This is a genomic window from Citrobacter sp. GW821-FHT07H02, assembly GCF_059418505.1.
Genome location: NZ_JBWKPZ010000013.1, coordinates 18,733 through 44,376, shown reverse-complemented (window position 1 = coordinate 44,376; position 25,644 = coordinate 18,733). Strand labels below are relative to the sequence as shown.

At 54.8% G+C, this 25,644-nt stretch carries 23 protein-coding genes; 5 read left to right on the top strand and 18 right to left on the bottom strand.

Going from position 1 to position 25,644, the window contains the following annotated elements; translation table 11 throughout:
* The first annotated feature begins 42 nt into the window (after positions 1–42).
* Positions 43–2,124, top strand: coding sequence for a formate hydrogenlyase transcriptional activator FlhA (gene flhA, locus AC07NP_RS13975; RefSeq protein ID WP_494660837.1), 2,082 nt, complete (start codon positions 43–45; stop codon positions 2,122–2,124).
* Positions 2,125–2,223: 99 nt separating this feature from the next.
* Here flhA and AC07NP_RS13970 read toward each other — a convergent pair whose 3' ends face one another.
* The gene (locus AC07NP_RS13970; RefSeq protein WP_494660836.1) at positions 2,224–2,568 is read right to left on the bottom strand and encodes a nitrous oxide-stimulated promoter family protein; all 345 of its coding nucleotides are present in this window, start codon (positions 2,566–2,568) and stop codon (positions 2,224–2,226) included.
* Between the two features lie 189 nt (positions 2,569–2,757).
* Between AC07NP_RS13970 and AC07NP_RS13965 the strand changes: the two genes are divergently transcribed.
* The 4 genes from AC07NP_RS13965 to sitD are packed head-to-tail and all read left to right on the top strand — an operon-like array spanning position 2,758 to position 6,177.
* On the top strand, positions 2,758–3,675 hold the full coding sequence (locus AC07NP_RS13965; RefSeq protein ID WP_494660835.1) for a metal ABC transporter substrate-binding protein: 918 nt from the start codon (positions 2,758–2,760) through the stop codon (positions 3,673–3,675).
* Positions 3,672–4,487 carry an iron/manganese ABC transporter ATP-binding protein SitB gene (sitB, locus tag AC07NP_RS13960; RefSeq protein WP_494660834.1) on the top strand — a complete coding sequence of 272 codons (816 nt, stop codon included), beginning with the start codon at positions 3,672–3,674 and terminating at the stop codon, positions 4,485–4,487. The genes AC07NP_RS13965 and sitB overlap by 4 nt, the downstream gene beginning before the upstream one ends.
* Before the next feature lie 2 nt (positions 4,488–4,489).
* Positions 4,490–5,350: an iron/manganese ABC transporter permease subunit SitC gene (gene sitC, locus AC07NP_RS13955; protein WP_203360232.1), complete on the top strand. Its 861-nt coding sequence runs from the start codon at positions 4,490–4,492 to the stop codon at positions 5,348–5,350.
* On the top strand, positions 5,341–6,177 hold the full coding sequence (gene sitD, locus AC07NP_RS13950) for an iron/manganese ABC transporter permease subunit SitD (protein WP_494660833.1): 837 nt from the start codon (positions 5,341–5,343) through the stop codon (positions 6,175–6,177). The genes sitC and sitD overlap by 10 nt, the downstream gene beginning before the upstream one ends.
* Positions 6,178–6,708: 531 nt before the next feature.
* Here sitD and AC07NP_RS13945 read toward each other — a convergent pair.
* The 17 genes from AC07NP_RS13945 to AC07NP_RS13865 all read right to left on the bottom strand — a co-directional run bounded on the left by AC07NP_RS13945 (position 6,709) and on the right by AC07NP_RS13865 (position 25,626).
* A complete protein-coding gene (locus AC07NP_RS13945; RefSeq protein ID WP_494660832.1) occupies positions 6,709–6,870 on the bottom strand; it encodes a hypothetical protein in 162 nt (53 codons plus the stop codon).
* A 45-nt stretch (positions 6,871–6,915) separates the two neighbouring features.
* Positions 6,916–8,844, bottom strand: coding sequence for a type VI secretion system Vgr family protein (locus AC07NP_RS13940; RefSeq protein ID WP_494660831.1), 1,929 nt, complete (start codon positions 8,842–8,844; stop codon positions 6,916–6,918).
* Between the two features lie 143 nt (positions 8,845–8,987).
* A complete protein-coding gene (locus tag AC07NP_RS13935; RefSeq protein ID WP_494660830.1) occupies positions 8,988–9,443 on the bottom strand; it encodes a hypothetical protein in 456 nt (151 codons plus the stop codon).
* 58 nt (positions 9,444–9,501) lie between these two features.
* Complete coding sequence (locus AC07NP_RS13930; protein WP_494660882.1) at positions 9,502–10,218, bottom strand: ankyrin repeat domain-containing protein; 717 nt, start codon at positions 10,216–10,218, stop codon at positions 9,502–9,504.
* A gap of 41 nt (positions 10,219–10,259) precedes the next feature.
* On the bottom strand, positions 10,260–11,726 hold the full coding sequence (locus AC07NP_RS13925; RefSeq protein ID WP_494660829.1) for a Tle-like phospholipase domain-containing protein: 1,467 nt from the start codon (positions 11,724–11,726) through the stop codon (positions 10,260–10,262).
* Between the two features lie 37 nt (positions 11,727–11,763).
* On the bottom strand, positions 11,764–13,197 hold the full coding sequence (locus AC07NP_RS13920) for a serine/threonine protein kinase (RefSeq protein ID WP_494660828.1): 1,434 nt from the start codon (positions 13,195–13,197) through the stop codon (positions 11,764–11,766).
* A gap of 26 nt (positions 13,198–13,223) precedes the next feature.
* Entirely contained in the window at positions 13,224–15,839 is a 2,616-nt protein-coding gene (tssH, locus tag AC07NP_RS13915) for a type VI secretion system ATPase TssH (RefSeq protein ID WP_494660827.1), read from the bottom strand.
* A gap of 35 nt (positions 15,840–15,874) precedes the next feature.
* A complete protein-coding gene (gene tssG, locus AC07NP_RS13910; protein ID WP_494660826.1) occupies positions 15,875–16,918 on the bottom strand; it encodes a type VI secretion system baseplate subunit TssG in 1,044 nt (347 codons plus the stop codon).
* Positions 16,915–18,786 carry a type VI secretion system baseplate subunit TssF gene (gene tssF / locus AC07NP_RS13905; RefSeq protein WP_494660825.1) on the bottom strand — a complete coding sequence of 624 codons (1,872 nt, stop codon included), beginning with the start codon at positions 18,784–18,786 and terminating at the stop codon, positions 16,915–16,917. The genes tssG and tssF overlap by 4 nt, the downstream gene beginning before the upstream one ends.
* Positions 18,787–18,788: 2 nt before the next feature.
* Entirely contained in the window at positions 18,789–19,352 is a 564-nt protein-coding gene (gene tssE / locus AC07NP_RS13900; RefSeq protein ID WP_494660824.1) for a type VI secretion system baseplate subunit TssE, read from the bottom strand.
* Positions 19,345–20,157: a type VI secretion system accessory protein TagJ gene (locus AC07NP_RS13895; RefSeq protein WP_494660823.1), complete on the bottom strand. Its 813-nt coding sequence runs from the start codon at positions 20,155–20,157 to the stop codon at positions 19,345–19,347. The genes tssE and AC07NP_RS13895 overlap by 8 nt, the downstream gene beginning before the upstream one ends.
* A gap of 9 nt (positions 20,158–20,166) precedes the next feature.
* Positions 20,167–21,141, bottom strand: coding sequence for a hypothetical protein (locus AC07NP_RS13890; RefSeq protein WP_494660822.1), 975 nt, complete (start codon positions 21,139–21,141; stop codon positions 20,167–20,169).
* A 16-nt stretch (positions 21,142–21,157) separates the two neighbouring features.
* The gene (locus AC07NP_RS13885) at positions 21,158–21,955 is read right to left on the bottom strand and encodes a PP2C family protein-serine/threonine phosphatase (RefSeq protein WP_203360217.1); all 798 of its coding nucleotides are present in this window, start codon (positions 21,953–21,955) and stop codon (positions 21,158–21,160) included.
* Positions 21,952–23,700, bottom strand: a complete 1,749-nt coding sequence (gene tagH / locus AC07NP_RS13880) for a type VI secretion system-associated FHA domain protein TagH (RefSeq protein WP_494660821.1) — start codon at positions 23,698–23,700, stop codon at positions 21,952–21,954. The genes AC07NP_RS13885 and tagH overlap by 4 nt, the downstream gene beginning before the upstream one ends.
* 89 nt (positions 23,701–23,789) lie before the next feature.
* Positions 23,790–24,212, bottom strand: a complete 423-nt coding sequence (locus tag AC07NP_RS13875; RefSeq protein WP_203360215.1) for a hypothetical protein — start codon at positions 24,210–24,212, stop codon at positions 23,790–23,792.
* A 4-nt stretch (positions 24,213–24,216) separates the two neighbouring features.
* Entirely contained in the window at positions 24,217–24,609 is a 393-nt protein-coding gene (locus AC07NP_RS13870) for a hypothetical protein (RefSeq protein ID WP_301699653.1), read from the bottom strand.
* Positions 24,610–25,626, bottom strand: coding sequence for a hypothetical protein (locus AC07NP_RS13865; protein ID WP_494660820.1), 1,017 nt, complete (start codon positions 25,624–25,626; stop codon positions 24,610–24,612).
* Between the last annotated feature and the right edge of the window lie 18 nt (positions 25,627–25,644).

Here is a 25,644-nt window from a genome sequence, read left to right as displayed (position 1 = left end):
TTGTTTTCTTGCCGCAGTGCGGTACTTTCCTGGAAAAGCAACATGTCGTATACACCGATGAGCGATCTCGGACAGCAAGGGTTGTTTGATATTACTCGTACATTATTGCAGCAGCCCGATCTGGCTTCGCTCAGTGAAGCGCTTTCCCAACTGGTCAGGCGTTCGGCATTAGCCGACAGCGCGGCTATTGTGTTATGGCAGGCACAAACACAGCGCGCACGCTATTACGCGACGCGCGAAGAAAACAGTAAGCCGATCGAATATGAGGACGAAACGGTGCTGGCGCACGGCCCCGTTCGCCGTATTCTGTCTCGTCCCGACGCATTGCACTGTAACTTCCATGAGTTTACGGAAACCTGGCCCCAGTTGGCCTCCTCCGGGTTATACGGTGAATTTGGCCACTATTGCCTGCTACCGCTGGCGGCAGACGGGCGTATCTTTGGCGGCTGTGAATTTATCCGCAATGAAGACCGCCCGTGGAGCGAAAAAGAGTACCAACGCCTGCAAACCATTACGCAGATTGTCTCGGTGGTTGCCGAGCAAATTCAGTGTCGGGTTTCGAACAACGTCGATTACGATTTGCTGTGCCGCGAGCGCGATAACTTCCGTATTCTGGTGGCGATCACCAATGCGGTGCTCTCGCGTCTCGACATCGACGAGCTGGTCAGCGAAGTGGCTAAAGAGATCCACTACTACTTCAACATCGACGCAATCAGTATTGTTCTGCGCAGCCATCACAAAAATAAACTGAATATCTGGTCTACCCATTATCTGGATAAAACGCATCCCGCTCACCAGCAAAGTGAGGTGGATGAAGCAGGCACCCTCACTGAACGGGTGTTCAGAAGCAAAGAGATGCTGCTGATTAACCTGAATGAAAGGGATGCGCTTGCCCCTTACGAACGTATGCTGTTCGACACCTGGGGTAATCAACTGCAAACGCTGTGCCTGCTGCCGCTGATGTCCGGCAACACCATGCTCGGCGTACTGAAACTGGCACAATGCGAAGAAAAAATCTTCACCACCACCAACCTGAAATTGCTGCGTCAAATCGCCGAACGCGTGGCGATTGCCGTCGATAATGCCCTCGCCTATCAGGAAATCCACCGTCTCAAGGAACGCCTGGTGGACGAAAACCTGGCGCTGACCGAACAGTTGAATAATGTCGACAGTGATTTTGGCGAGATCATTGGACGCAGTGAGGCGATGTACAACGTCCTCAAGCAGGTCGAGATGGTGGCGCAAAGCGACAGTACGGTCCTGATTCTGGGAGAAACCGGAACCGGTAAGGAACTGATCGCCCGCGCGATTCACAACCTGAGCGGGCGTAACTCGCGCCGCATGGTGAAAATGAACTGTGCCGCGATGCCTGCCGGACTACTGGAAAGCGATCTGTTTGGTCATGAGCGTGGCGCGTTCACCGGGGCCAGCGCCCAGCGCATTGGGCGTTTTGAGCTGGCGGATAAAAGTTCGCTGTTTCTCGATGAAGTGGGCGACATGCCGCTGGAGCTGCAGCCCAAACTGCTGCGCGTTCTGCAGGAGCAGGAGTTCGAACGCCTGGGCAGCAATAAGCTGATCCAGACCGATGTGCGACTGATCGCCGCCACCAACCGCGATCTGAAAAAGATGGTGGCCGATCGCGAGTTCCGCAACGATCTCTATTACCGCCTGAATGTCTTCCCGATCCAGCTCCCACCGCTGCGCGAACGCCCGGAAGATATTCCACTGCTGGTAAAAGCCTTCACCTTTAAAATCGCCCGTCGGATGGGACGTAACATCGACAGCATCCCCGCAGAAACGCTACGTACCCTGAGCAATATGGAGTGGCCTGGTAACGTTCGCGAACTGGAAAACGTGGTGGAGCGCGCCGTGCTGCTGACCCGGGGCAATGTGTTACAACTCTCGCTTCCGGATGTCGGCATATTCACGCAGACCACGCCGCCGGTCGCCACCGAAGTTGCACAGGATGGCGAAGATGAATTTCAGTTGATTCTGCGTGTGCTGAAAGAGACGAATGGCGTCGTGGCAGGACCGAAAGGCGCAGCCCAACGTCTGGGGCTTAAGCGAACCACGCTGCTTTCACGGATGAAGCGGCTGGGTATTGATAAGGATGCGTTGGTGTAAACGAAGCGTTGCCGGATGGCGGTGCAAGCACCTTATCCGGCCTACAGGTGGGGTTTGTCCGTAGGCCTGATAAGCGCAGTGCCATCAGGCATTTCACACTCACTTTTTACGTTGATATTTTTCCGGTAATTCCGGGACAGGGCGTTTGTCGTCAATCAGATGACGCACGGTCAACATCGGGTGACGCCAGAGCATTCTCGGCCCCGCCCAGCGCATAATCTGTTTCATCTCTTCACGCTTTGCTGGCTGGTAACAGTGCACCGGACACTGTTTACAGGCCGGTTTATCCTCACCAAACACACACTTGTCCAGCCGTTTTTGTGCATAGGCGAACAGCGCGGCGTAATGCCCTGGTTCATCTAACGCCTGTGGACACTGGCGCTCGTATAGCGCGATCATTTTTTTGATCGTCAGTTTTTCACGCGCGATTCGCTTGCCGGACATAGTGCCTCCACCACATTAAAGTGCATTTATTTTACAACTTATTCCCCCTGCAGACTATCACCCGAAGGTGACACATGCTTAGCCAGCTACGCAAATAAGAATTATTTTCATTTAACTATGCTGTGTGCTATATAACATAGCAAAGGCTATATTTGAAGAATAATTAACCACTTTTCCATGAGGGATACTATGCCGAACCTGCCTCGTTTGACGTCCTTTTTCCTTACTGGTGTCCTGGCATCACTAACACTGACGCCCGCCTGGGCCACAGAGAAATTCAAGGTAATCACCACCTTTACGGTCATTGCTGATATGGCAAAAAATGTGGCGGGCGACGCGGCGGAAGTCAGTTCGATAACCAAACCGGGGGCCGAGATTCACGAATATCAGCCCACCCCCGGCGACATCAAACGGGCGCAAGGCGCGCAGCTTATTCTCTCCAATGGCATGAACCTGGAGCTGTGGTTTGCCCGATTTTATCAGCATCTTTCTGGCGTACCGGAAGTCACGGTCTCTGCGGGCGTGCAACCGATGGGCATTAGCGAAGGTCCGTACAATGGCAAACCCAACCCGCACGCCTGGATGTCGGCAGAAAACGCGCTCATTTATGTCGATAATATTCGCGATGCGCTGGCGAAGTACGATCCGCAAAACGCAGCGGTTTATCAAAAAAATGCCGAGAGCTATAAGGTGAAGATTCGCCAGACGCTTGATCCGCTGCGCGACGAACTGGCAACACTCCCCACCGATAAACGCTGGCTGGTCACCAGTGAAGGCGCATTCTCCTACCTGGCGCGGGATAACAATCTCAGGGAGCTGTATCTGTGGCCGATCAATGCCGATCAGCAGGGCACGCCGAAACAGGTACGCAAAGTGATCGACGCGATCAGACAGCATCAGATCCCCACCGTCTTCAGTGAAAGTACCGTCTCTGATAAACCCGCTCGTCAGGTCGCCCGTGAGTCTGGCGCGCACTACGGCGGCGTACTGTATGTCGATTCCCTGAGTACTGCCGATGGCCCGGTACCGACCTATCTGGATTTACTGCGCGTCACCACCGAAACCATCGTCAGCGGTATCAATGACGGTCTGAGGAGTCAGAAATGAGCCACGCTGCCATTACCGCCGACAGTGTCACGGTGACCTATCGCAACGGTCACACTGCGCTACGGAACACCACGTTTCAGATCCCCGGCGGCTCGATTGCCGCCCTGGTGGGCGTCAACGGCTCGGGTAAATCCACACTGTTTAAGGCGCTGATGGGATTTGTCCGTCTGGCGGCCGGAGAGATATCGATCTTGCAGCAGCCGGTGAACAAAGCGCTGAAGCAGAATCTGATCGCCTATGTCCCCCAGTCAGAAGAGGTGGACTGGTCATTTCCAGTGCTGGTGGAAGATGTCGTGATGATGGGGCGTTACGGTCACATGGGCTGGCTACGTCGTCCGAAGGCACACGACCACGCGAGCGTTGACGCCGCCCTGGCGCGCGTGGACATGCTGGAGTACCGCCATCGCCAGATAGGCGAACTCTCCGGCGGGCAAAAAAAGCGGGTTTTTCTTGCCAGAGCAATTGCCCAGGATGGTCAGGTAATCCTGCTGGACGAGCCCTTTACCGGCGTGGATGTGAAAACCGAAGCGCGAATCATCACCCTGTTACGTGAACTGCGCGATGAAGGCCGCACCATGCTGGTATCCACCCATAACCTGGGGTCGGTGACGGAGTTTTGTGATTACACGGTGATGATCAAAGGGACAGTGTTGGCGAGCGGCCCCACTGAAACCACCTTCACGGCAGAAAATCTCGAACTGGCGTTCAGCGGCGTATTGCGCCATGTGGCGCTGAGTGGCAGCGAAGAGCACATCATTACCGATGACGAGCGCCCGTTTATCTCGCACCGAACCGCCAACGAGGGAGATTAATCATGAACTGGCTTGTGGAACCCTTTGGTTACCAGTACATGCTCAATGCCATGTGGGTGTCAGCGATGGTCGGCGGGTTGTGCGCTTTTCTCTCCTGCTATTTAATGCTCAAAGGCTGGTCGCTGATTGGCGACGCGTTATCGCACTCTATCGTCCCCGGCGTGGCGGGGGCGTATATGCTGGGATTGCCCTTCTCGCTCGGCGCGTTTCTCTCCGGGGGACTCGCCGCAGGCTGCATGCTGTTTCTCAACCAGCGATCGCGTCTGAAAGAAGACGCCATTATTGGTCTGATCTTCTCGTCGTTCTTTGGCATTGGGCTGTTTATGGTTTCGCTCAATCCCATGTCGGTCAACATTCAGACCATTATTCTTGGCAACGTGTTAGCCATCGCGCCGGAAGATATTGTGCAACTGGCCATTATCGGCGCCGTTTCTCTGACGATCCTTCTATTGAAATGGAAAGATCTGATGGTGACCTTTTTCGATGAAAATCATGCCCGTTCCATTGGGCTCAATCCGGGTCGCTTAAAGTTATTATTCTTCACGCTGCTCTCCGTCTCCACCGTCGCGGCACTGCAAACGGTCGGCGCGTTTCTGGTTATCTGCCTTGTGGTTACGCCCGGCGCAACCGCCTGGCTGTTGACCGACCGCTTCCCTCGCCTGCTGGTCATCGCCGTGGCTATCGGCAGCCTGACCAGCTTTTTTGGCGCCTGGCTCAGCTATTGGCTGGATGGCGCAACGGGCGGCATTATCGTCGTGCTGCAAACCTTGCTGTTCCTGACCGCGTTTGTCTTCGCGCCGAAACATGGCCTGCTGGCAAACCGTCGCCGCGCGCGAATGAACAAGGAGTCCTCATGTTCTTAACCACGTTGCTGGAACCCTTCCAGTTCGACTTTATGCTCAATGCGCTGGCCGTCTCCGCCATTGTCGCCGTGCCCTGCGCACTGCTTTCGGTATTCCTGGTATTGAAAGGCTGGGCGCTGATGGGCGATGCGATGAGCCATGCGGTTTTTCCGGGGATCGTCCTTGCCTGGATGGCCGGCATTCCTCTGGCTATCGGCGCGTTTATCGCCGGATTGTTCTGCGCCGTTGCGACAGGTTATCTCGACGACAACAGCCGTATTAAGCGCGACACCCTCATGGGGATTGTTTTTTCCGGCATGTTTGGCGCGGGACTGGTGCTGTATGTCTCTATCCAGTCAGACGTTCATCTGGACCACATTCTGTTTGGCGACATGCTGGGCGTTTCGCTGACCGATATTTTGCAAACCGCACTGATTGCGCTGGGGATAGCGCTGGTTATCGGTCTGAAATGGAAGGATTTATTGCTGCACGCGTTTGATCCAAATCAGGCCAGAGCCAGCGGTCTGAACACCACGTTGCTGCATTACGGGCTGCTGTGCATGATCGCCTTGACCATTGTCGCCACGCTAAAATCCGTGGGCATCATTTTGTCGATATCTCTGCTGATTGCCCCAGGCGCGATAGCCATTTTACTCACCCGCCGTTTCGCCCAGGCGCTGATGCTGGCCACCGTGCTTTCAGTCATCACCTCATTTCTGGGCGTCTATCTGTCGTTTTTTATCGACAGCGCCCCCGCCCCCACCATCGTCGTATTATTTACGGTGATTTTTATCATGGCCTTTGTCTATACAACAATGCGAGACCGGCGTTCTGAAACTTATGGCTGAAGCATGGCTTTATCCGGGGTAATATCAGGTTGTTTATACATAAGAGGTCAATATTACCCTGACTTAGCTTTTTTCAATATTCAGCGTCGCCAGGATAATTACAAGGCTGCGTTTATTTGCCTCGAAGTGGTCATCATGATGATTGCGGTGTCTACCGACCCACTCTGGATAGCACCCGTCTTTTCCCACGCTGATAAGCTACGGGAAAAGCATAGTTATTCCAGGTGTTCATAAAACCTCTTCAACTCAGACCGTACTGCCAATCCAAATACCATAGAACATAAGGATACAGCCAAACGATGCCAGACATTTTGCCAGAACACGTAATTTTGGCCCATACTTGTTAAACAATGATGATAACTTTGAATAGTTCGCAGCAGTATTATAGCGTTCATGGAAACGTATAATAATATCAAAGATGGCACTAAGCATAACGACGGAAAACTTTGACACTAATATTGCCATGAATGAAACTGGTATAATTGCAGATAACGCACGCGCTGTTTCTTTAGTAATTATGGGGATAAACTTTTAAATGCCAACCAGAATAAACACCAAGGCAAATGCGCCAATCAGCACTGAGATAAATTTCATTCCAAAGCCACGCCACTCTTTTTTTGTAAACAGATCCTTTCCATCCCAGATATAAATCAGTGTGATTATTATAAATAGAGTAAAACCTATCCATTTCATTACGTAACTATCGCCTTCGCTGTGGTCAACGCTACCCGGTTACTCTTACTTGCTGGCATTAAACACAAAGAAACTGTCCACTTCATGCTGGAGATCGGCCTGATGGGCAGCCCCTGGGGGATCGATAGCATTGCTGCCACCATTCGGATTTAAATGCAGTTCGCCAGAAAGCGTATTAATTTGTGCCTGCTGTTTCGCGGTGAAATTGAAGTTATTACCGATAATATTAACGCTGCCATCTTTCGATAATTCAATCGCACTTTCACCACACTCCAGCCGTAACGTATTGCCCGCAGAAAGCGTATAGTTGTTCACGGCTTTATCGCTTCGACTTTTTCCTGCCAGACAAATGACGTCCCCTTTGATCCCCGCCTGCTGATCTTTGGCTACCCGCAGGGTTTCATTTTCCCCCACATATTGGGTACGGTTTTTTTCTGTCGAATGGGATTCATCATTTTTAACGTTAATATCCAGATTACGCTCGGCCTGGATCCACACCTGTTCCTCACCCGCCTTATCCTCAAAACGCAGGGCGTTGGCGTTGTCCGCCGCGCCGTCCTTGCTCCGGCTCATGAAACCCATCTGGGTGGCCGCTGCCGGTAGCGCCCACGGCGGCATACTCGCTTCGTTGTACACGCGACCGGTGATAATCGGGCGGTCCGGATCACCGTTGATGAAATCCACCACCACTTCATCACCCACACGCGGAATTTGCACCCCGCCGTACCCCTGACCCGCCCATGCGCTGGAGACTCGCACCCAGCACGAGCTGGTGTCATCGCCTTTCGCGAGGCGGTCCCAGTGGAATTTCACCTTCACCCGGCCGTATTTGTCGGTCCAGATACTCTCCCCTTGCGGCCCCACCACTTTTGCCGTCTGCGGGCCGTAGGTGCGCGGCCACGCCGTGGTCTGCGCCGGACGATACGCCACCGATGATGGAATAACGGTGAAGTCGGTGCGGTGAATAGTTTCCCCCTCTCCGCTCGCGTAACGGTTCTCCTCAAAGTGGTAACTCGCCGCCGTGGTCAGATACTCACCATTATCACTGAAGAACGGCGCGTTGCTCAGGGTAAAGGTGTGCCCCGGAGCGATGCCAGCGGCCGTCGCTGTCGCCTGTATCTGCTGGTGTTCCACCTGCCAGCGCTCCTGACGGATACGGGCGTAGAACTCGGCGTGACCATGATCCACAAAACGCCCCGGCCAGTCGTACACGTCAATGCTGCCAGGCTGGGGTGAGGCCGGGTTCTGCTGCGCCTGGAACAGCCACGCGTTCGGTTTGCGGAAGTCGTAGTCGTCCAGGCTGTAAATCCCCGGCGTCACGCTGTCCTCCAGCGCCCACTGGCTGATACCTTCTTCGTCCGTGCTGCCACCCGACGGCGTCTGATGGTAGGGAATAATCTCATAACCACTGAACGGCAGATGTTGCGTCGCAGCGTCGGTGAGCACCAGGGTGTGTTTGTCCGCCTCGTGGCGGAAGTGGAAAGCAATCCCCTCCAGCTCCATCAGGCGGCTGATAAAGTCCAGACTCGACTCCTGATACTGCACGCAGTAGTCCCATACCCGATAGCTGCCGGTCAGTTTATCTTCTACATTGACCTGATGTTCCCCCAGCAGCGTCTTAACAATCTGCGGTACCGTCTGGCCCTGGAAGATACGCAGGTTACGGTCACGCTTCATCGGCCACAGATCCGGCTCCACCGTCAGCTGGTAGACCGCGTAACGGGTTCCCGTCAGCTCCACGGCGCTGACCGCCACCCGCGTCACCTTGCCGTTGATGTAGCGCGGCGTGAGCAGGCTCTGCGTTGGGAGTGTCACCGTCACTGGCTGTCCCAGCAGCTTACTGCGGTCAATGCGCGCGTCCGTGCCAAGCAGCGTCAGCGTCAGAGCAAACGACTCGGACATCGCCTCACGGCCGGACAGTTTCCAGAACAGCAGCCCCTCAACCGGGAGCTGGACGGTAATTCGGTTAAGCATAATGTTTATTCCGTAATTGTTTTATGCTGAGAGAGAGTGATAACGAAGAGGTGATCTCTGACAACGTCATTCAAGGTATTCGCCTGTTATCGTCATAGCATTTGTGAGCTATTTTTTGCCTTTTTATATATTCAATATTTTCGTCAAACTGCGGTTCGTTCATTATTTGATTTCATCAAATACAACAAAGAAGCCACCTTTAATATTTCAGATAAAACAAATAAAAATAAATTTACCCATACGCCAGTTATGCCGAATAGACTGGCTAACAGCGGAAAAAGAGAAACTGAACAGCGGAATGAAATAAGGCGAAAAACTTCCTGGATAAATGCAAATCTTATCGCAACAGACTTTTTTTGGAAAAAATACCAGGCGGTAGCGAACAGTGACAAAACTAAAAATAGATCAAGGATAAAAAACAATATGACCAATGCGCTATACCCGCCGTCACCTGAAACAGTATCGGCTAAATGGCTAAAGGCAATCATATCTGAGATAAACGGGATCCTGCCCAACCGCACAGAATTCACGCAGTATGACAAAATAGCAAGCACGTCCATGCTTCCCCAAAAATACCACAGCTGGTTTTTTAGATTCACAATCTTGTTCTCTGACCCCAGGTATCCATGCAGGCAACATTGATATTCAATAAGAACGTTATTTCACTGGCGCAGGCGGCCACGTCCCTCCGTGCTTGATCAGCGTCTCTTTTATTTTGGTCAACGTTTGATATTGGTCGCTACCTTCTTTTGCGCCATCCAAAAGGCGTTGAAGCAGGCTTCCCATCGTCAAGCCACCGTGGCCTCGAATTTCAGCATCGGCTCCGCGTTCTAGCAATAACAACACATGATCGTATTTGCCAAAATTTAGCGCCTCAATGAGAAGCGTATTACCTAACGAGTCAGTGATATTGATATTGGCTCCCATATCGAGCATCGCCGCCAGAGTCTCGGTATTTTTGGCCTTGATCGTTTCAAAAATGATGGGCTCTTTATACGTTTTATCTTTCGCATCTGGCGATAAACCGCCGTCAAGCAACGCCTTAATCCAGTCACCGCTGTCAGCTTTTAAAACGTATTCCGCCGGACTGCTTTTTCCCGCTGGGCGCGGCTGGAGCGGATCGGCACCAGCCTTAACCAGTACGGTCATCATCTTTAATTGTGTGGGCGTTTTCTTATCGTAGATCGCATTCATGATGGCCCAGAACAGGAGCGTCATATCCTCTTTCCCGGGTTTGTTTAAATCAGTTTCTGAAGCCAGTTTAACAACGTCATCGACGTCGCCGTGTTCAATCGCATTGGCTAATGTGAGTTGCTGGCCGCTAAAGTAATCCTGCGGATTTAAATCCATATCTTGTTTACACCCCTGAATCATGAACGTAAAACACAGTGCGAAGCAGCCTACTAAAAACGTTTTCACAAGCGACTCCTGATGATTGAGATGTCCTCGTCCTTCTGCTGCTCAATACAGTTAATTGCCTGATCGATCCCATGACGGTCCAGGGCGCTTCCGGTCCCGCCCGGAAGATCGTGTGCAATCCCGGCCGCGTTAGGACTGAGGGCAGAGATTTCTTCTTTGAGAATTAATGCCGGTACATGTCCCTTCACCGTTTTTAAATCTTCCCAAAGATTCACTTCCTGAATTTTGGTCAGCAGTTCACCTTCAACACGGTAGGCCTGAATATTGTCCGTGTTTCCCAGCACACTCCCGCCATATTGTTCAACCGTGTCACTGTTAAGCCCCGCAGCGTTGAATGTCCAACCCGCTTTACCACTGGCCATTGACGTTGCAGATGCGAGCCCGCCGCCGAGCGAATGTCCGGCGATATCGATGTTTTGGCCCGAGCTCGCCAATATATTCCCCATGCCTACTGCATTTCGATAATAGGCAGACTCCATCCCCATGCCCTGCGCGCCATTGTTTGCCCAGTCAGCGCCGTTTTTAACCGGAGCCAATTCTCCTTTGCTCAGTAGCGAAGAGACGTTGTCTTTTAATGACGCAAGTCCGGGTTCACGTGATCCCCTGAATACCAGCGTAGGATTCATATCATTGCCAAAGACGTCAGGATCAGGCTGATAGACACGCGCCAGAAAATCCGGTGACGTTTCATTGTCGTAAAGCATTTTGCTTTTAAGACCAAATTTATTCAGTAACGCACTGTCATTACTAATATCTTTCCACCCTTCCGGCACGTTCGGCGTCGCTTCCAGCGGATTAACGGTCTTGTAAACATTCCCCGCGAGCTTCGCTTTTTCCACGGCGATATTATTGGCCGCCAGCCGTTTAGCCGCGATTTGCGCATCCGGGTACAGGCTATGACTGCCCTTAGCGATAAGATCCTTACGCGCCTGCCAGCGTTGTGCCTTCGTCATCTCCTGCAACTGTGCGGCATAGGTTTTGCCCTCTTTGCCCGGCGTCGGCTGGTCCGGCACCTGCGCCGTTTTGGCTTTCACGACCTGCGTCGGCAGCACCGTAGGCTCAGGGCGGGAACCGTAGGTTCTCACCATGGTTTCGTATCGGTCGACGATAGTGCTCACCGGATACCAGCCCAGTCCGGTGAGAGAGGCAGGCTGAAGCCTGCCTTTTTCATTGATATAAAAAACTTCCGTCACCGACGACCAGTTACGATGACTTTCATCAATCGCGACGACCCTGCCCATGTCTAAATCCTGCACGATCAGCGTGCGGGTATTTCGCCCTGACTGATACGGATTCGCCCCGGTTATTGAGTGGAGGAGATCGTAGCGCGTAAACAGCGAGCGTAACGAATTATCCGGTACCGACATAATCCACTGTCCGGCGACGGACGGGCGGATGATTTTTGCAAATAACGCGGGCGATACATTCTCGTTAAAAAGGTAGATAAATTTGATGTTATACATGCGCTCCGTCCTGTGACCAGTCCCTGCCTTGCTTCGTTTACGGGTTCACCAGCCAGGTGCCAGGTTTCGCGATATCGAGGATTTGGGCCCGCGTTTTACCGCTTCCCTGCAATTCAATCGTGAATTGTCCTGCCGGGAGTTTAAGTGAGGCGTAGCCGTTGGTTGCTGGACGCAGCGCTTTACGCTCGCCATTTACCCGCAGGTTTTCCCCCTCCAGCATACGGATATAGATCAACGCGACAGGGCTGGCTTCTACTACTGGCGACGGGCTGGAATCCGCAGCGGCAGGTGTCTGAATCTGCGCGGTGGTGGTTTGCTGAGCCGCGACCGGTTCGCTGACGGCGGTCGCTGGCGGAGCTTCAGCCGGGCGGACTTCCGCGGTCTGATTTTCCGTCTCGTGACCGCCGCTGAACAGCATCGCCCCCGTAACAATCCCCACGAGTACGCCTGCGGCGCCAATCGCCGGGATCCTGTAACGTCGCCAGTCAAACGCCGTGGTCGATACGCTTTTCTCTTCGACCGGCACCAGCATGGTGCCCGGTTTTTTTGCGCTCATCACCTCATCGATACCCGCGACCGGCATCTCAATAAGCGCGGCAAATTCGTCGATCGACTGCGGTCTGTCTTCCATGCGCAGCGCCAGCGCGCGGTCAATGGCCTGCAGCAGCGACAGCGAGTATCCCTGTGGCTGCAATTCCACCAGCGGCTGACAGGTATCCTGAATCGAACGCACCACGCTGACCGGCGGCGGCGAACCCACGATCAGGGTGCGCAAGACGGCGCCGAGAGCGTAAATATCGGTCCATGGCCCCTGCTCGCTTTCGTTATCGTCGGTGTACTGCTCGATCGGCGCAAAGCCGGGACGCAGCATGGTTTCCGTCTCGTCGGAGAGATTGCCAATGGTGCGGCGCGCCGAGCCAAAATCGAGCAGCACCGGCAGACCGTTCTCCTGAATCTGAATGTTATCCAGCGAGATATCACGGTGAAGATAGCCCTCGTCGTGGATAGTCTTGATCGCCCCAAACAGCATCGGCAGCATGCGACGGATCCAGGCTTCGTTAATCTGCTCCGGCTTCTCCTCGCGCAAGCGCGAGAGCGTGGTGCCGCTGTAGAACAGCGTGCCCATATACGCGGTGTCGTTCTGCACCCAGAATCGCAGCACGTGCAGCAAGTTGGGATGATTAAAACGCGCCAGCAGACGGGCTTCCTGAATGAAGCTGTTCAGGCCCGCAGAAAACGCTTTGCTGAATCGCTCGCTGCGCAGCACCAGCGTCATATCATCGCCGCGCAACGCCAGGGAGGCGGGCATAAACTCTTTGATCGCAATAGTGCGTTCGAGCTGATGGTCCCAGGCGCGATAAACGATGCCGAATCCCCCACCGCCAATTACTTCTTTAATTTCAAACTCATTGAAACGGTACCCGACAGGGAGCGCATTGGGGACAGTCCGATTGTTATCATTATCCGTCATCTTTAACAGTTCTCTTGATGATTGCATTACGCGGCAAACTGACAGTGAAACTCGCCTTGCTCACAGGTGACATGCAGACGTCGGTACTGCGCGTCGCTGCGGCTGGCGGTAAGTAAAATCTGGCTCATCTGGGGCAGTAAGGTGTTGGTCAGAATCGCGTCCACCATACGTCCGCCGGACTCCACCTCGGTACAGCGCTGAACAATCTGTTCCACGACGCTGTCGTCAAACGTCGAGAGGATAGTGTGATTCTCTTCGAGACGACGCTGGATGCGTCGAAGTTGCAGGCGAACAATCTGCCCGAGCATCTCGTCGCTGAGCGGGTAATACGGCACCACCAGCAGACGTCCCAGCAGCGCAGGCGGAAACACCTGCAGCAGCGGCTGGCGCAGCGCAGCGCCGAGCGCGTCCGGCTCCGGCATCAGTTCGGGATCGGCGCACATGGCGCCTATCAGATCGGTGCCGACGTTGGAGGTGAGAATAATTATGGTGTTGCGAAAATCGATGTGTCGCCCTTCGCCGTCTTCCATCCAGCCTTTGTCGAAGACCTGGAAGAAAATCTCATGCACGTCCGGATGCGCTTTTTCAATTTCATCCAGCAGCACCACGCTATAAGGACGACGGCGTACGGCTTCGGTTAACACGCCACCTTCGCCATAACCCACATAACCCGGAGGCGCACCTTTTAAGGTAGAAACGGTGTGCGCCTCCTGGAATTCGCTCATGTTGATGGTGATGACATTCTGTTCACCGCCGTACAGCGACTCCGCCAGTGCCAGCGCGGTTTCCGTTTTCCCCACGCCGGACGGGCCGCAGAGCATAAATACGCCGACCGGTTTGTTCGGATCGTCAAGCTTCGCCCGCGAGGTTTTGACGCGACGGGCAATCAGGTCAAGACCGTGGCGCTGTCCAATCACCCGCTGATTCAGCGTGTCGGCCAGGTTCAGCACCGCGTCGATTTCATTTTTCACCATCCGGCCAAGCGGGATGCCGGTCCAGTCAGACACCACCGCCGCCACCACGTTTTCATCCACTGCGGCGAACAGCAGTGGCGCATCGCCCTGTAACGTTTTCAGCGCCTGCTGCTGCTCAGCAAGCTGGCTGCGCAGTTCAGTCGTATCACTTTCCCCGGCGGCAAACAATGCGGCGCGCAGGCCCACGATCTCGCTGACCAGACTGCGTTCTTCATGCCAGCGACGGGTCAGGACGTCGCGCTGCGCTTCGTAGTCATCGCGCGCCGCTTTTAACGCTGTGACGCGTTCAGGCTCGCCCGCGCCGACGCGCGCTTCACGCTCTGCAATCTCCATTTCCACCTCCAGTGCGGCAAGGTGTCGCAGACAGTCTTCAAGCTGAGGCGGCGGTGCGCTCTGACTGACCGCCACGCGGGCGCAGGCGGTATCGAGCAGGGCGACCGCTTTATCCGGCAACTGACGCGCCGGAATGTAGCGGTGCGAAAGCTTCACCGCCGCGCTGACCGCTTCATCAAGAAGTAATACCTGATGATGGGTCTCCAGCGGCGACACGGTACTGCGCAGCATCAGGACGGCTTTCGCCTCGTCCGGCTCGTGTACCTGCACCGTCTGGAAGCGGCGGGTCAGCGCCGGATCTTTCTCAATGTACTTTTTGTATTCCGCCCAGGTGGTGGCGCCAATGGTGCGCAGTTGCCCACGCGCCAGCGCAGGTTTCAGCAGGTTAGCGGCGTCGCCGGTTCCCTGCTGCCCGCCGGCGCCAATCAGGGTGTGGATCTCATCGATAAACAGGATGATCGGCGTCGCGCTCGACTGAACCTCATTGATCAGCGCCTGGAGACGGGCCTCAAATTCGCCTTTCATCCCTGCGCCCGCCTGCAACATGCCGATGTCCAGCAGCCACAGCTGAATGTTTTGCAACGGCTCCGGCACGTCACCTTCGGCGATACGCAGGGCCAGCCCTTCAACCACAGCCGTTTTACCAACCCCGGCTTCCCCGGTCAGCAGCGGATTGTTCTGACGGCGGCGCATTAAAATATCGACCATCTGGCGGATCTCTTCATCACGCCCAACCACCGGGTCGATTTTGCCTTCCCTGGCCCGCGCCGTCAGATCCTGCCCATACTGGGCCAGGGTCCCCTGGGCGGCAGGCACCGTACCGGCTGGCGCATCAATAGCGGCAGCGGCCTGTTGCGCCTCTTTACTCTGCGCACAGATGGTGTCGAACTGCGCGATCAACACCTCAACGTTGAGACGGCCAAACTGGGCAGAGATGCTCTTCAGCACGTTCGCCAGATTCCAGGTTTTCAGTAGGCCGATCAGCAGATGCCCGCCACGAATACGGCTGACGCCGAATTTCAACGAGCCATACACCCAGGCGCGTTCAACGGCGCTATCGATATGCTCGGAGAGATCGGAGACCGAGCTTGCCCCGCGCGGCAGCGCATCCAGCGCGGCGACAATATCCCGCGTCAGCTGTTGTTCATCGAGTGAAAAGTGACGGATCACCTGCTGCAAATCGCCATCCTGCTGTTGCATCAGTTGATGCAGCCAGTGCACCAGCTCAACATAAGGGTTGCCGCGCAGCTTGCAGAACGCGGTAGCGCTTTCCAGAGAGGTAAATAACAGCGTGTCCAGTTTGCCGAAAAGAACGGCACGGCTGATTTCTGACATGTTCGGTTCCGTTGATAACAATGTTGTAGAAGAAACTACCGCTCTGCGGGATAGAGCAGATCGCCACGCGGTATGGGCTCAGGCTGAATACCCAGCCAGGTGTTGTAGCCTAACCGCCCGTCGCGACCGAGGGTGGCACCCTGCACCGCCTCAGCACGCAGTATCACGCGCGTTTCCCATTCATATTCCAGGCCGGCGTACTGGCGAACCCAGTCGCGCAGCGCCGTCACCTGGGCCGTACCGGGCAGGAAGTGGTTGTACTCTTGTGCGCTCAGCGGGCCTATCTCGAGACGAAACTTGTGCTGCACGTCGCGTACCGCAATCCCGAGAAATGCGGACTCGCCCATGCGCGGCAGGCGACGCCCTTCACCCAGTTGCGCCTGTTCACGCCGGGTAAGCGGCATCCACTGCGGCACATTGCTAACCAGCTTCACCGGAACCTTGAAATAGTCGCGCAGGATTTTCTCCAGCCCTTCCGGATCGCGTCCGTGGCGGGTCAGGTGCCCGGCGTGGGTAAAGCGGGCGTGCGGACTGAGGCTGCCTTTCTCCATTTGACCGGGCTGCCCCATACCGATCAGCGACGCCAGATAGCCCTCAAAGCGTCTGTTGTCGGCGCGGTCGAGCGAGACGGCAGGCTGCGCATCCGCCCAGGCGCGATAAAACAGCAGCGTCAGGCGATGGTGAAACAGGTCGGCAAATGCGCTGAGGCTATCGTCCTGGTGATGATGAATACGCTCACGGGCATATTCCGTCATATGAACCGGCAGCGGGCCGTTGGGGCCAAACAGGCCGAAGCTCAGGATCGAGACCTCATGCAGGCCTTGATCTTCGCGCTGGCGCACGTGCGCGACCGTCGAGGGCGCAAACCCCATTGACGGCTGCTGACCAATACGTAACGGCTCAAATTTGGGCAGCGGCGCACGTCCCAGCGGGTAACGTTCGCCACCCTGCGCATCAATACGCCGTAACAGTTGAAACAGATCGTAGCGCCACGGTGTCTCTCTGACGTCACGCCAGAACGGCTCCGGCAGTGGCGTCAGACGATGCACGCGCAGCGGTGCGGGGGTCACGTCGCTCATATCAGCGCCCTTTTCCCCATTCGCGGCGCCCAGTAGCCAATCTCACCGCGCTGCTGACTTTTCAGAGTGAACTCCGTGAAGCTGTTGATGGAGACCAGGCGGGCAAACAGGCGCTCCAGCACGCTGCCGAAAAGCCACGGGCTGGCCCCGGAAAACGCGCGCTCGTCCACCGTCAGCGTAATGCCGATCCCGCGGGCGAACACCACCGGGCCGGGTTCCGGTACGCGACGGTGTACCGGCTCCAGCACGCAGTGGCGAACACCGTCCACCTGGCGTGCAACCGGCGTCTCCGCCAGGTTTGCATAGAGGCCTAACAACTGACGCAGCGCCGCCGCGCCCTCTTCGTTTTCGCTGTCCATCAGGCTGAGGTAGTTCATCTGTAGCTGGCTGATGAGTCGCCAGGTGCTAAACCCTTCCGCCAGCGCCGGGCGCGGCGGCGTTGGACCGTTTCGCAGGTTCAGGGATTTGACCGGCATGGAGTCCGCCATGATGAATTGCCCCAGCTCCTGCTGTAGCATCAGGGGTAAATCGCGGCTGGTGCACAGGACGTCAGCGGAGATATAGCGCAGGGCGTCCTGCCACGGCGCGTGCCGCTCGTCCACCAGCGAAACAAACACTTCCGAGCCGACATAGCCGGTTCGCGTGCCGTAGCGCAGGGCATGTTCAGAGAGTACGCGCTGTTCGCGGCGCAGAGAAAAATAGGCGCCGTAGTTGCCCGCGTCCTGGCTCCAGGTGCTCCAGAACGGACGAAACGTCTGGTCGTCACGCTGACCGTCGGCGCTGCCGTAAATCGCCTTTACCGCGTAGATTTCATAATCCAGCGGGCGGATGTTATCCACCACCAGATGGTATTCGTGCTGGCCTTCGCTGAGCTTCTGGCGCGCTGCCACTTTGGGGAACAGGTTGATGACCGGGGTGCAGTGCATAGCCAGATGGCTGGCATCAACCACCCGCTCCAGTTGCTCATCGGTTTTACCCAGCAGAATGAAAATATCGAAGGCTTTTTCGCTTTCGCAGCGTTGAATCAGCTTGCCTGTCCCGCTCAGGCTAATGAACCGGAAACGCGCCGGAAACGCGAAGTACTCCTGCAATAGGCGATACCCGTCAAAGTTGCGCAGATCGTCCGGGAGCAGCGCCTGTTCCGGCTCAAAACCTTCCTGGCGCAGGCCGTCTGGCGGGAGCACCTCGCGCAATGGCTGCTCGCTCAGGGTCTGACAGACGATGCCGACGTGATGCTCCATCACCAGCTCCAGCAGCTTCAGCGCTTCAATGTCCGGGCCACTGAGGAAAAACGCCAGTCGGTCAAAATCGAGGTGTCCTAGGTTTTGCGGGCCATCGCAGGCGATGCGAATACGCAATGCGCTACAGGCACCGCGCTGGCTCAGGCCAAGTTGCGCCAGCGGCAGATCGGCGGGAATACCGCCCAGCGCCACTTTCTCTATTTTCAGCGGCAGCAGATTGACCTCATGCGCGGTGGTATAACTGCACGTGACGCCGTTTTTTTTCAGCGCCAGGCTATCCATCATAGTGCCGCGTGGAACCAGGAAACCGTTGCTCAGATCGCCACGACTGCTGTCGGGCTGTAGCTCTGCAATCGCCATTGACGGCGTGGGGGCCAGGTAATTCGGCGCGATCATCTCCAGCATACGCTGGGAAAATCGCGGAAATTCCGCGTCCATTTTCAGCTGCACGCGCGAGGTCAGAAAGGCGAAGCCTTCCATCAGCCGCTCGATGTAAGGGTCCGCCACGTCAATGCCGCGCATGCCCAACCGCCCTGCGACCTTCGGGTAACGTTCGGCAAACTCCGCCCCCATCTCGCGCAGGTAGGCCAGTTCGCGGTTGTAATACTCGAGCAGTTTACTTTCCATGATTACCCCGCGTCTTTGAGTTCAAAATGGCCGTTTTCCAGATCGACGTCCGTACGAAACAGAAACTCCAGCGGATACGGCACACACCACAGTCGCCCTTTTATCTCGATCGATAAAACGTTATGCAGATCCAGCGAGGAGGTGTCAGAGACGCAGCGTACCTGTAGCCCCTGAGGCAAAATACGCGGCTCGAAATGAATGATGGCTTCGGTCAGCTTGCGCTGGATATCGTGCCATTCAATATCCGACATCCGCTTGCCCGCCAGCGGGGCGACGCCAAAGTTCACGACGGAACGACTCACCTGCGGCAACGCGCTCAGGTTGTATGACGAGTCGTGATTGATGGTGTTAAACAGCCACTGCAAATCCCGCAGCACATGGCGACGCAGCGCGGCATGGGTAATCAGATTGCTGTTGGCCGACTCGCGTTTTTGTTCCGGCGCGTTATCCGTCAGGCGATCCAACAGCGAGGGCTGCATTTTGTCGCGTGCGCCGACGTTTTCCTGCCCGCTACGGGCACGCCAGCCGCTGCGCTGCAGATCGCCTTCACCTGCGGGATTACTCATTTGCCGCGTCCGGGGCAAACGTCACGAGACTCAGTGAAAGCAGCGGATTTTCGCTTTGCTCGCTCAGCCAGGCTTTCTGCCCCTGCCCCAGATAAAGCAGGCCGTCGTTATCCAGCGGTCGCCATTCGGTGGTGCGTGCCAGCTTGACGGCATCTGCCGCCTCATTGGCAAAGGGATAACGCGCAGGGATCTGGCAGACCTGTTCGCTGCCGTCGGTCAGGCATACCAGCGCGTGGCGCCAGACCAGATCCGTGACGCTGGCGGGCGCCTGAAATTGGATCTTCGCAATGGCGCTAAACGGTAGCCAGAAATAGCGGCCGTTGACGATCGTTTCGCACACGGGACCCAACCGGGCATCGCCGTCCATCAGCCATTCGAAGTCCTGCGTCTCTTCATTGTCGAATGCGAGTTGACCTGCGCTCGCCTGCGCCTGTTCCAGCGCCGTCAGACGTAGCGCGTGGGCGTGTTCGCCGCTTTCCGTGAGCGCGGCGGCGAGCGTGGTCAGCCACGGCCACTGCGCGTGTGGCATTGCGGGAGCGGCCATACCTGCCAGTACCTGCGCACGCTGCTGTTCGCCCTGAATGGACTGTTCAAGCAGCGTCACGGTGGGCTTCGCCTGAGGCTTCAGCGCCAGCCAGCTCTTAAGCTGGGTCAATGCGCGCGCCCAGTTTCCGCTTAGCGTTAAAAACTGCACGAAGGCGGCTCGCAGGTCGGCGTCTGCGGGTCGGGCTTTGATCTGTGATTCAAGGCGTAGCAGTGCGTCGTTAAGGAACTCGCCCGCCAGATGTCGATAAAGCGTATTCATAGCCGCTCCTTAATTCACCGCGCGCCAGGCGCCAATAGCGGGATCGCGCAGTTGAGGGCGCAGCGTGTCGATCAGGACAATATTGAGAGAAGTCCCTGGGGCAAGCCACGGACTCCAGGTCTGCTTGACCGCTTTAATACGCGCCTGCAGCTTCGCATCGTCGCTGGCCATCTCGCGGGAAATTTCTACCGCGACCGTGCCGTCTATCTTCCAGCCGCCCAGCGCCGGGTCGTAAGGCAAAAGCATCCAGCTCTGGTTGCTGTTTTGGGTGCTGAACACCATGCGTTCTTTATTAACGGAGGTGATCAGCGCCTTTTCCGGATCGACCTTCTCACTCAATCCCATCACCGGGAAACCGTGGATCCAGGTAACGGGCATCTCTTTTTTAGCCCCATTACGGGTCTGAGAGATGACCGTATGACCGCTCAGCCAGCTGCCGTTTTCACAACGGGTTTTGTCGGAGTCCGGAATAAACAACGCTGGCGCGGAGGTGCCGCCCTGCCAGAAAGTACGCAGATGACAGCCATCCTGCAGCGTAAATTCCTGCCACGGCGTACGGTCTGCGGCAACCGAGTTCGACTCCGGGTTTAGCTCAGGCGGCACGAGTTCGACGCGGGCGGCGGCCGTCTTCTCTTGTTTGACCACCAATGCCCAGTCCTGCACCTTGCTTGCCGTGCCCCGCGCCAGCGTGACGCCTGCGGGATCGTTCAGTTTCCACGTCAGCTTATCCAGCTTGCCGCACTGGTTTTTCAGCAACGCGCCAAGACGAGGGACAAAGTTTTCGAGGATAGTGACCTCTTTATTGCCGTTCGCCACAATGCGCAACGCCACCTCTGACTTACACCAGCTCTGCGGCGTTTTGTCTTTAATGTCGTCGATCCAGATATCCAGCTTTTGCGCAGGCGACTGTACGATGCGGTAGTTTTCAGCCTGCGCAGTGGTAGCCACCGCCAGAAGCGCCAAACCCGATAGCCAAATTTTCATATCAATCCTTGTATGTCTAATCAGTTCCGCAGGGAAGAAATTGAGTTGCGTCAGAGAGCGTATGCAGCAAGGTGGTGTCCTGAGGACTTCCCATCCACACCGCAATCGCGGTGTAGTTATCCTGTGCATTGCCCTCCTGTTCGCCGTTCTTTTGAATAATTTGCTGCATTAATGTCAGCCACTCCTGCGGCGTATTAACCATATGCAGCGACTGCTGCATTTGTTCTTCGCTGACGCCATGCCAGAAGCCATCGGTGCAGAGCAAAAAGGCATCGCCGTCTTCAACCGGCACCACGTCGCTGTAGCTGGCTTCCGGGCCGCCGTTCTCAATACCCAGCGCCAGATAAAGCAGATTACTGTTCAGGTTTTCCGTCTGATGACCGGCGTCTTTCATCTGCTGAATCAGGCTGTGATCGGTTGTCACCTGCCACAGCCAGCCACGGCGAAACAGGTACAGGCGGCTGTCCCCGGCGTGCGCCCAGTAAGCCAGACGATAATCTCTGTCGATAAACAGGCTGACCAGCGTCGTGCCCATCCGGTGATAATCCTGCACAGCCTGCTGTTCACTGAGAATGGTGCGGTTCGCCGTCTGTACGTAGTCACGGATATGCTGGGCGTTAAGATGTTTGTCGCCATCAAAGCGGGAGATAATGCTGTTACGGGCAAGCTCAGCGGCCATCTCGCCGCCGGGCAGTCCGGCGATGCCGTCACAGACGACAAAGCAGGCTGAACGTTCCCCAATGGTTTCTCCCGTCTGATCCTGGTTGCTGGCGCGCGTTCCCTGGCGGGAGAGAGAAGCCGTTGCGATCTTCATTTTTCTTCCGATCCACTCTGTGAGTCTTTGTATTGATTCACCTCCATGTCATAAGCATGAAGGAAGGCTTCGCCAAACAGGGTGTGGAAGTCATCTTCAATTTCACCGGCCGTCTCGCCATAACTGCGAACAAAATAGTCCCACAGCGCCGCTTTACGGCTGCCCGGCAGCGCCAGGCGGGAGCTCACGCCATTCTGTTTTGCCTGCTCTTCAAGCTGCTCCGGGTTAAAGGATTGCAGCATGGCGGCAATAATGGCGCGTATACCGGAGATCATCCCCAGTTGATGCGCCTGCAAATCGATGAGCGCGTCACGCACCGATTTTGTCGGCGGCATAAAGCCCGGCATCGGGGTACCGAACATCTGGATCAGTACCGTTTTACCGGAAGGCAGCAGCTTGAAAGGGTTGTTCGCATCGTCGAGCACCATCGTCATATCCGCTTTCACGCCGCGCTTAAGAATGGAACGCGATGAGAGCAGCGCCACCGTCCCCTGCGAGAACATGCCCAGGATTTGGCCAAGCTGGCGCATATTTTCACGGTCGAACTGCGGCACCGGCTGCATTTCGCTCAGCCCCATGCCTTCAAGCAACGCGTCCAGTAATTCGCCCTGCAGGACGTCGCCCTTCCCGGTGTTATGGGCGATGGCCGACGGTGACGCGGCGTTTTTTACCGGGTCGATACGCAACCGTCCTTTTGGCGGCTGGGCGTTGCTGCGTGCGACGGCCTGCGGCGTCGGCATTGTGAACCCGGCGTAATCCTGACGCCCTAACGCCTCCTCTTCAGCGCGCGGTTCCTCCTGCACGTCTGGCGCAAACAGCGGTGATTCCGCAAGCGCGTCTTCTTCCTGCTCCATAACGGGCTGCTCAGGGATAATTTCGTCAGGGTGCGTTAACGGCGCGCCGCCCATGAGCCCGAGCGGATCGTCATTGCGCGCGGCGGGTGCGCTGGCTGAACCGCCAAAAAGCGCCAGCGGATCGAGTTCATCCAACGCCTCTTCTTTTGGCAATGTCGGTTTGTTGTCTTCTGGCGCCACCAGCGTGGTTGGCGTGACGTCGTTAAAGATGCTCTCAGTTTTAAACAGCGCTTCATCGCTAAACAGCGCATCGGTGTTGACGTTTTTGCGCTCAAGCTGTGGATTGCTGTCACTGAACAGCGCCAGCGGATCTTCGTCATTGCGCTCCGGCTCGCTGGGCTGTGAGAACGGATCGTGAGATGCGGCAGGTTGCGGTTTCGCGCGGCCGCTGGAGATGCTGTCGGAGATGGAAAACTCCTGCATCAGGCTGTCCCAGATTTCCGTCGGTACGGCGGTTGGCGCCGCGTCAACACGTTGCAACGCACTGACCGGCTTCGGTTCTGCCGCTGAAACAGGCGTCACCGTTGGACGGGAAGCGATACTCGCGGCCATCCGACTAATCGGCTGGGTATCCTGAATAAGATCGGCCACTTCGATACGATAATCATCAATACCGAGAATATCGCCATCCTGAAGCTCAACCTGACGGCCCCGCTCCAGCGGAATATCGTTCAGCACCACGCGGGTGACGCTGCCGCGATTGGTCATGCGGCATTCGCCCTGCGCATCCACATGGACGATGGCCTGCAGACGCGAGATGGTGCGATCATTGTCCGGCAGCACCAGATTGTTATCCGTACCGCGACCAATGGTGCCCCCCGGGGCGTAAAAATCACAGCGGCTCTGCGGCGGCTGATGACCGGGTTTTGTCGAAATAATCGTGAATCGCATGGCGTATTCCTGCTGGTATGATTAGCGCTCAAACGCTGCCGCTCTCAGGGTGAGAACGGCGGCGTTTGGGGGTTAATAGCTGATTTAAGCTATTTGACTATATTTAGAAAAATAATGCCGGTAAGGAGCCATAATGTAAAAAGTAAGGCCTGAGCTTTATAGCGTCGATGCAGTTTCAATATCCAGCTGATTCTCTCTTCCGGTAAAGACTGAACGAATTGATAGGCTTCAACCTGTACATTTCTGTCTTTGGAAAACTTCATCTTCACGCCTTTGCGAAGACGAACAAACCAGATTATTTTTTGATAATTCGCCAGCGAACCAAAAAATGATGCATAATTTGTCATCAGATCGAGATCGTAGCCTCTTTGCCGATATTCTGAAAGAAGTAATTTATAATCATTTTCGTGCTTTCTAAAATAACAAGAACTGTAGAAGTCCATGATAACAAGAGCGGCAAACAAAATCACAAGAGCCAATAACGTTACATTTGTTAAGCTTAAGCATGGCATGCCTTTATTTTCCTGTGGCAACCATTAAAAGCAATAGCAGCATTAAAAATGCTACAAAAATTGTCATTTTGTAAAACGTTTTTATCCATGAAAAATTGTAAGTCGATGCTATTAACTGACTTACCTCCGGAGAAAGAATTATTTTACCTTTTGTTGTGGTGGCTTTGCCGGACAGAATCTTTTTCATTAATAACACTCGATGCGCAAAGCCGGGCAGGCCAAGTTGCTCATAAAATAGATAATCATTTACATCTAAGCATTGCCTATCACTCAAAAAATGAAATGATTTTGATAGCTCTGCAGAATATTTACGATAAAAATAAAAGTAAAAAAACAAAGAAATAAGCAATCCCAAAAAAACAAAAGAAAGCAAGATTAAACGTAAATATTCAAACATTCACTCATCCCCTGAAAATATCAAGTTGCTGATCTCTTCACCTAATTGAGCCCCTCCTTCTGTACCTATCCATGCCCCCGCAGAAGTAGCGCCAAGCCCTACAACAATTCCACATACGAGAGCACCAGTACCTAAGGTAGGTATTCCCATTGCACCACAAAGCGCTCCTGTACCCAACGACGCGGCCCATGCACCTCCGGCTGCACCGAGTGTACCACCACCAAACTTGCTGTATTCAGTCACAGCAACCTTGCCACATTCATTTTCACGACCTGTTGTACACGCATTATAGACTTCATTAGAAGTATTTAAAAAGGCGAAACCTAAAGAGATCCAGCCTCCTGCCTTCATAATGCTTGCGGCACGTGCTGACCGCATTATGTAATCCGAATACCCTGGTATTCCACCAACACCAACCGTACTCCACTCATGAACAATGGAGCGACTAGAAAGCCCTAATGCTTTTTTTATACTTTCATAAGCCTGAATATTAAGAGTTAACTTACTTATCTTATTGAGTAAGGGCTTTAGCTGCGAAAATAAAGCATTTCTTTCCGCGTAAAACTGCTGGCCGATGAGGGAACCTTGCGTAATAAACTGATTTTGGTAAGTCTTTTCAATCTTAATCAGAATGCTTTCTATTTGTTTGAAATATTTTTCACCAAAATCACCTACATTACCAGCTAATTTATCCCCTAATGAAGTTAACGCAGCAATGTTTTCGTAATTCGCGCTAAGATAGTCGGCAACAGTTGGACTAGCAGAAGCTAATGATGTATTAACTTTTTGCTTAGCTACAGCGAGGTGATTCAGTTGCAGGGACTGATTTTGGTTGTCGGGATCAGCAACGATGAGTAACTGGCCTGGTTTTAACCAAGGTGTATCCTTGTTAATCTGCATGAAATATCGTGCAGCGTCACTATTGCTATTATTGAACAATAAACGAGCCTGAAAATCTAAGGTACCAGGCTGTTGAACCACACAGTAACCCGGTGCAACTCTTGACTGCCCAGTCATCAGACCTCCTATAATTTG

Bases quoted from the DNA above. Each gene is read 5' to 3' on its own strand.
- flhA (WP_494660837.1), top strand. From the start codon at position 43: ATGTCGTATACACCGATGAGCGATCTCGGACAGCAAGGGTTGTTTGAT.
- AC07NP_RS13970 (WP_494660836.1), bottom strand. From the start codon at position 2,568: ATGTCCGGCAAGCGAATCGCGCGTGAAAAACTGACGATCAAAAAAATG.
- AC07NP_RS13965 (WP_494660835.1), top strand. From the start codon at position 2,758: ATGCCGAACCTGCCTCGTTTGACGTCCTTTTTCCTTACTGGTGTCCTG.
- sitB (WP_494660834.1), top strand. From the start codon at position 3,672: ATGAGCCACGCTGCCATTACCGCCGACAGTGTCACGGTGACCTATCGC.
- sitC (WP_203360232.1), top strand. From the start codon at position 4,490: ATGAACTGGCTTGTGGAACCCTTTGGTTACCAGTACATGCTCAATGCC.
- sitD (WP_494660833.1), top strand. From the start codon at position 5,341: ATGTTCTTAACCACGTTGCTGGAACCCTTCCAGTTCGACTTTATGCTC.
- AC07NP_RS13945 (WP_494660832.1), bottom strand. From the start codon at position 6,870: ATGAAATGGATAGGTTTTACTCTATTTATAATAATCACACTGATTTAT.
- AC07NP_RS13940 (WP_494660831.1), bottom strand. From the start codon at position 8,844: ATGCTTAACCGAATTACCGTCCAGCTCCCGGTTGAGGGGCTGCTGTTC.
- AC07NP_RS13930 (WP_494660882.1), bottom strand. From the start codon at position 10,218: ATGATTCAGGGGTGTAAACAAGATATGGATTTAAATCCGCAGGATTAC.
- AC07NP_RS13925 (WP_494660829.1), bottom strand. From the start codon at position 11,726: ATGTATAACATCAAATTTATCTACCTTTTTAACGAGAATGTATCGCCC.
- AC07NP_RS13920 (WP_494660828.1), bottom strand. From the start codon at position 13,197: ATGACGGATAATGATAACAATCGGACTGTCCCCAATGCGCTCCCTGTC.
- tssH (WP_494660827.1), bottom strand. From the start codon at position 15,839: ATGTCAGAAATCAGCCGTGCCGTTCTTTTCGGCAAACTGGACACGCTG.
- tssG (WP_494660826.1), bottom strand. From the start codon at position 16,918: ATGAGCGACGTGACCCCCGCACCGCTGCGCGTGCATCGTCTGACGCCA.
- tssF (WP_494660825.1), bottom strand. From the start codon at position 18,786: ATGGAAAGTAAACTGCTCGAGTATTACAACCGCGAACTGGCCTACCTG.
- tssE (WP_494660824.1), bottom strand. From the start codon at position 19,352: ATGAGTAATCCCGCAGGTGAAGGCGATCTGCAGCGCAGCGGCTGGCGT.
- AC07NP_RS13895 (WP_494660823.1), bottom strand. From the start codon at position 20,157: ATGAATACGCTTTATCGACATCTGGCGGGCGAGTTCCTTAACGACGCA.
- AC07NP_RS13890 (WP_494660822.1), bottom strand. From the start codon at position 21,141: ATGAAAATTTGGCTATCGGGTTTGGCGCTTCTGGCGGTGGCTACCACT.
- AC07NP_RS13885 (WP_203360217.1), bottom strand. From the start codon at position 21,955: ATGAAGATCGCAACGGCTTCTCTCTCCCGCCAGGGAACGCGCGCCAGC.
- tagH (WP_494660821.1), bottom strand. From the start codon at position 23,700: ATGCGATTCACGATTATTTCGACAAAACCCGGTCATCAGCCGCCGCAG.
- AC07NP_RS13875 (WP_203360215.1), bottom strand. From the start codon at position 24,212: ATGCCATGCTTAAGCTTAACAAATGTAACGTTATTGGCTCTTGTGATT.
- AC07NP_RS13870 (WP_301699653.1), bottom strand. From the start codon at position 24,609: ATGTTTGAATATTTACGTTTAATCTTGCTTTCTTTTGTTTTTTTGGGA.
- AC07NP_RS13865 (WP_494660820.1), bottom strand. From the start codon at position 25,626: ATGACTGGGCAGTCAAGAGTTGCACCGGGTTACTGTGTGGTTCAACAG.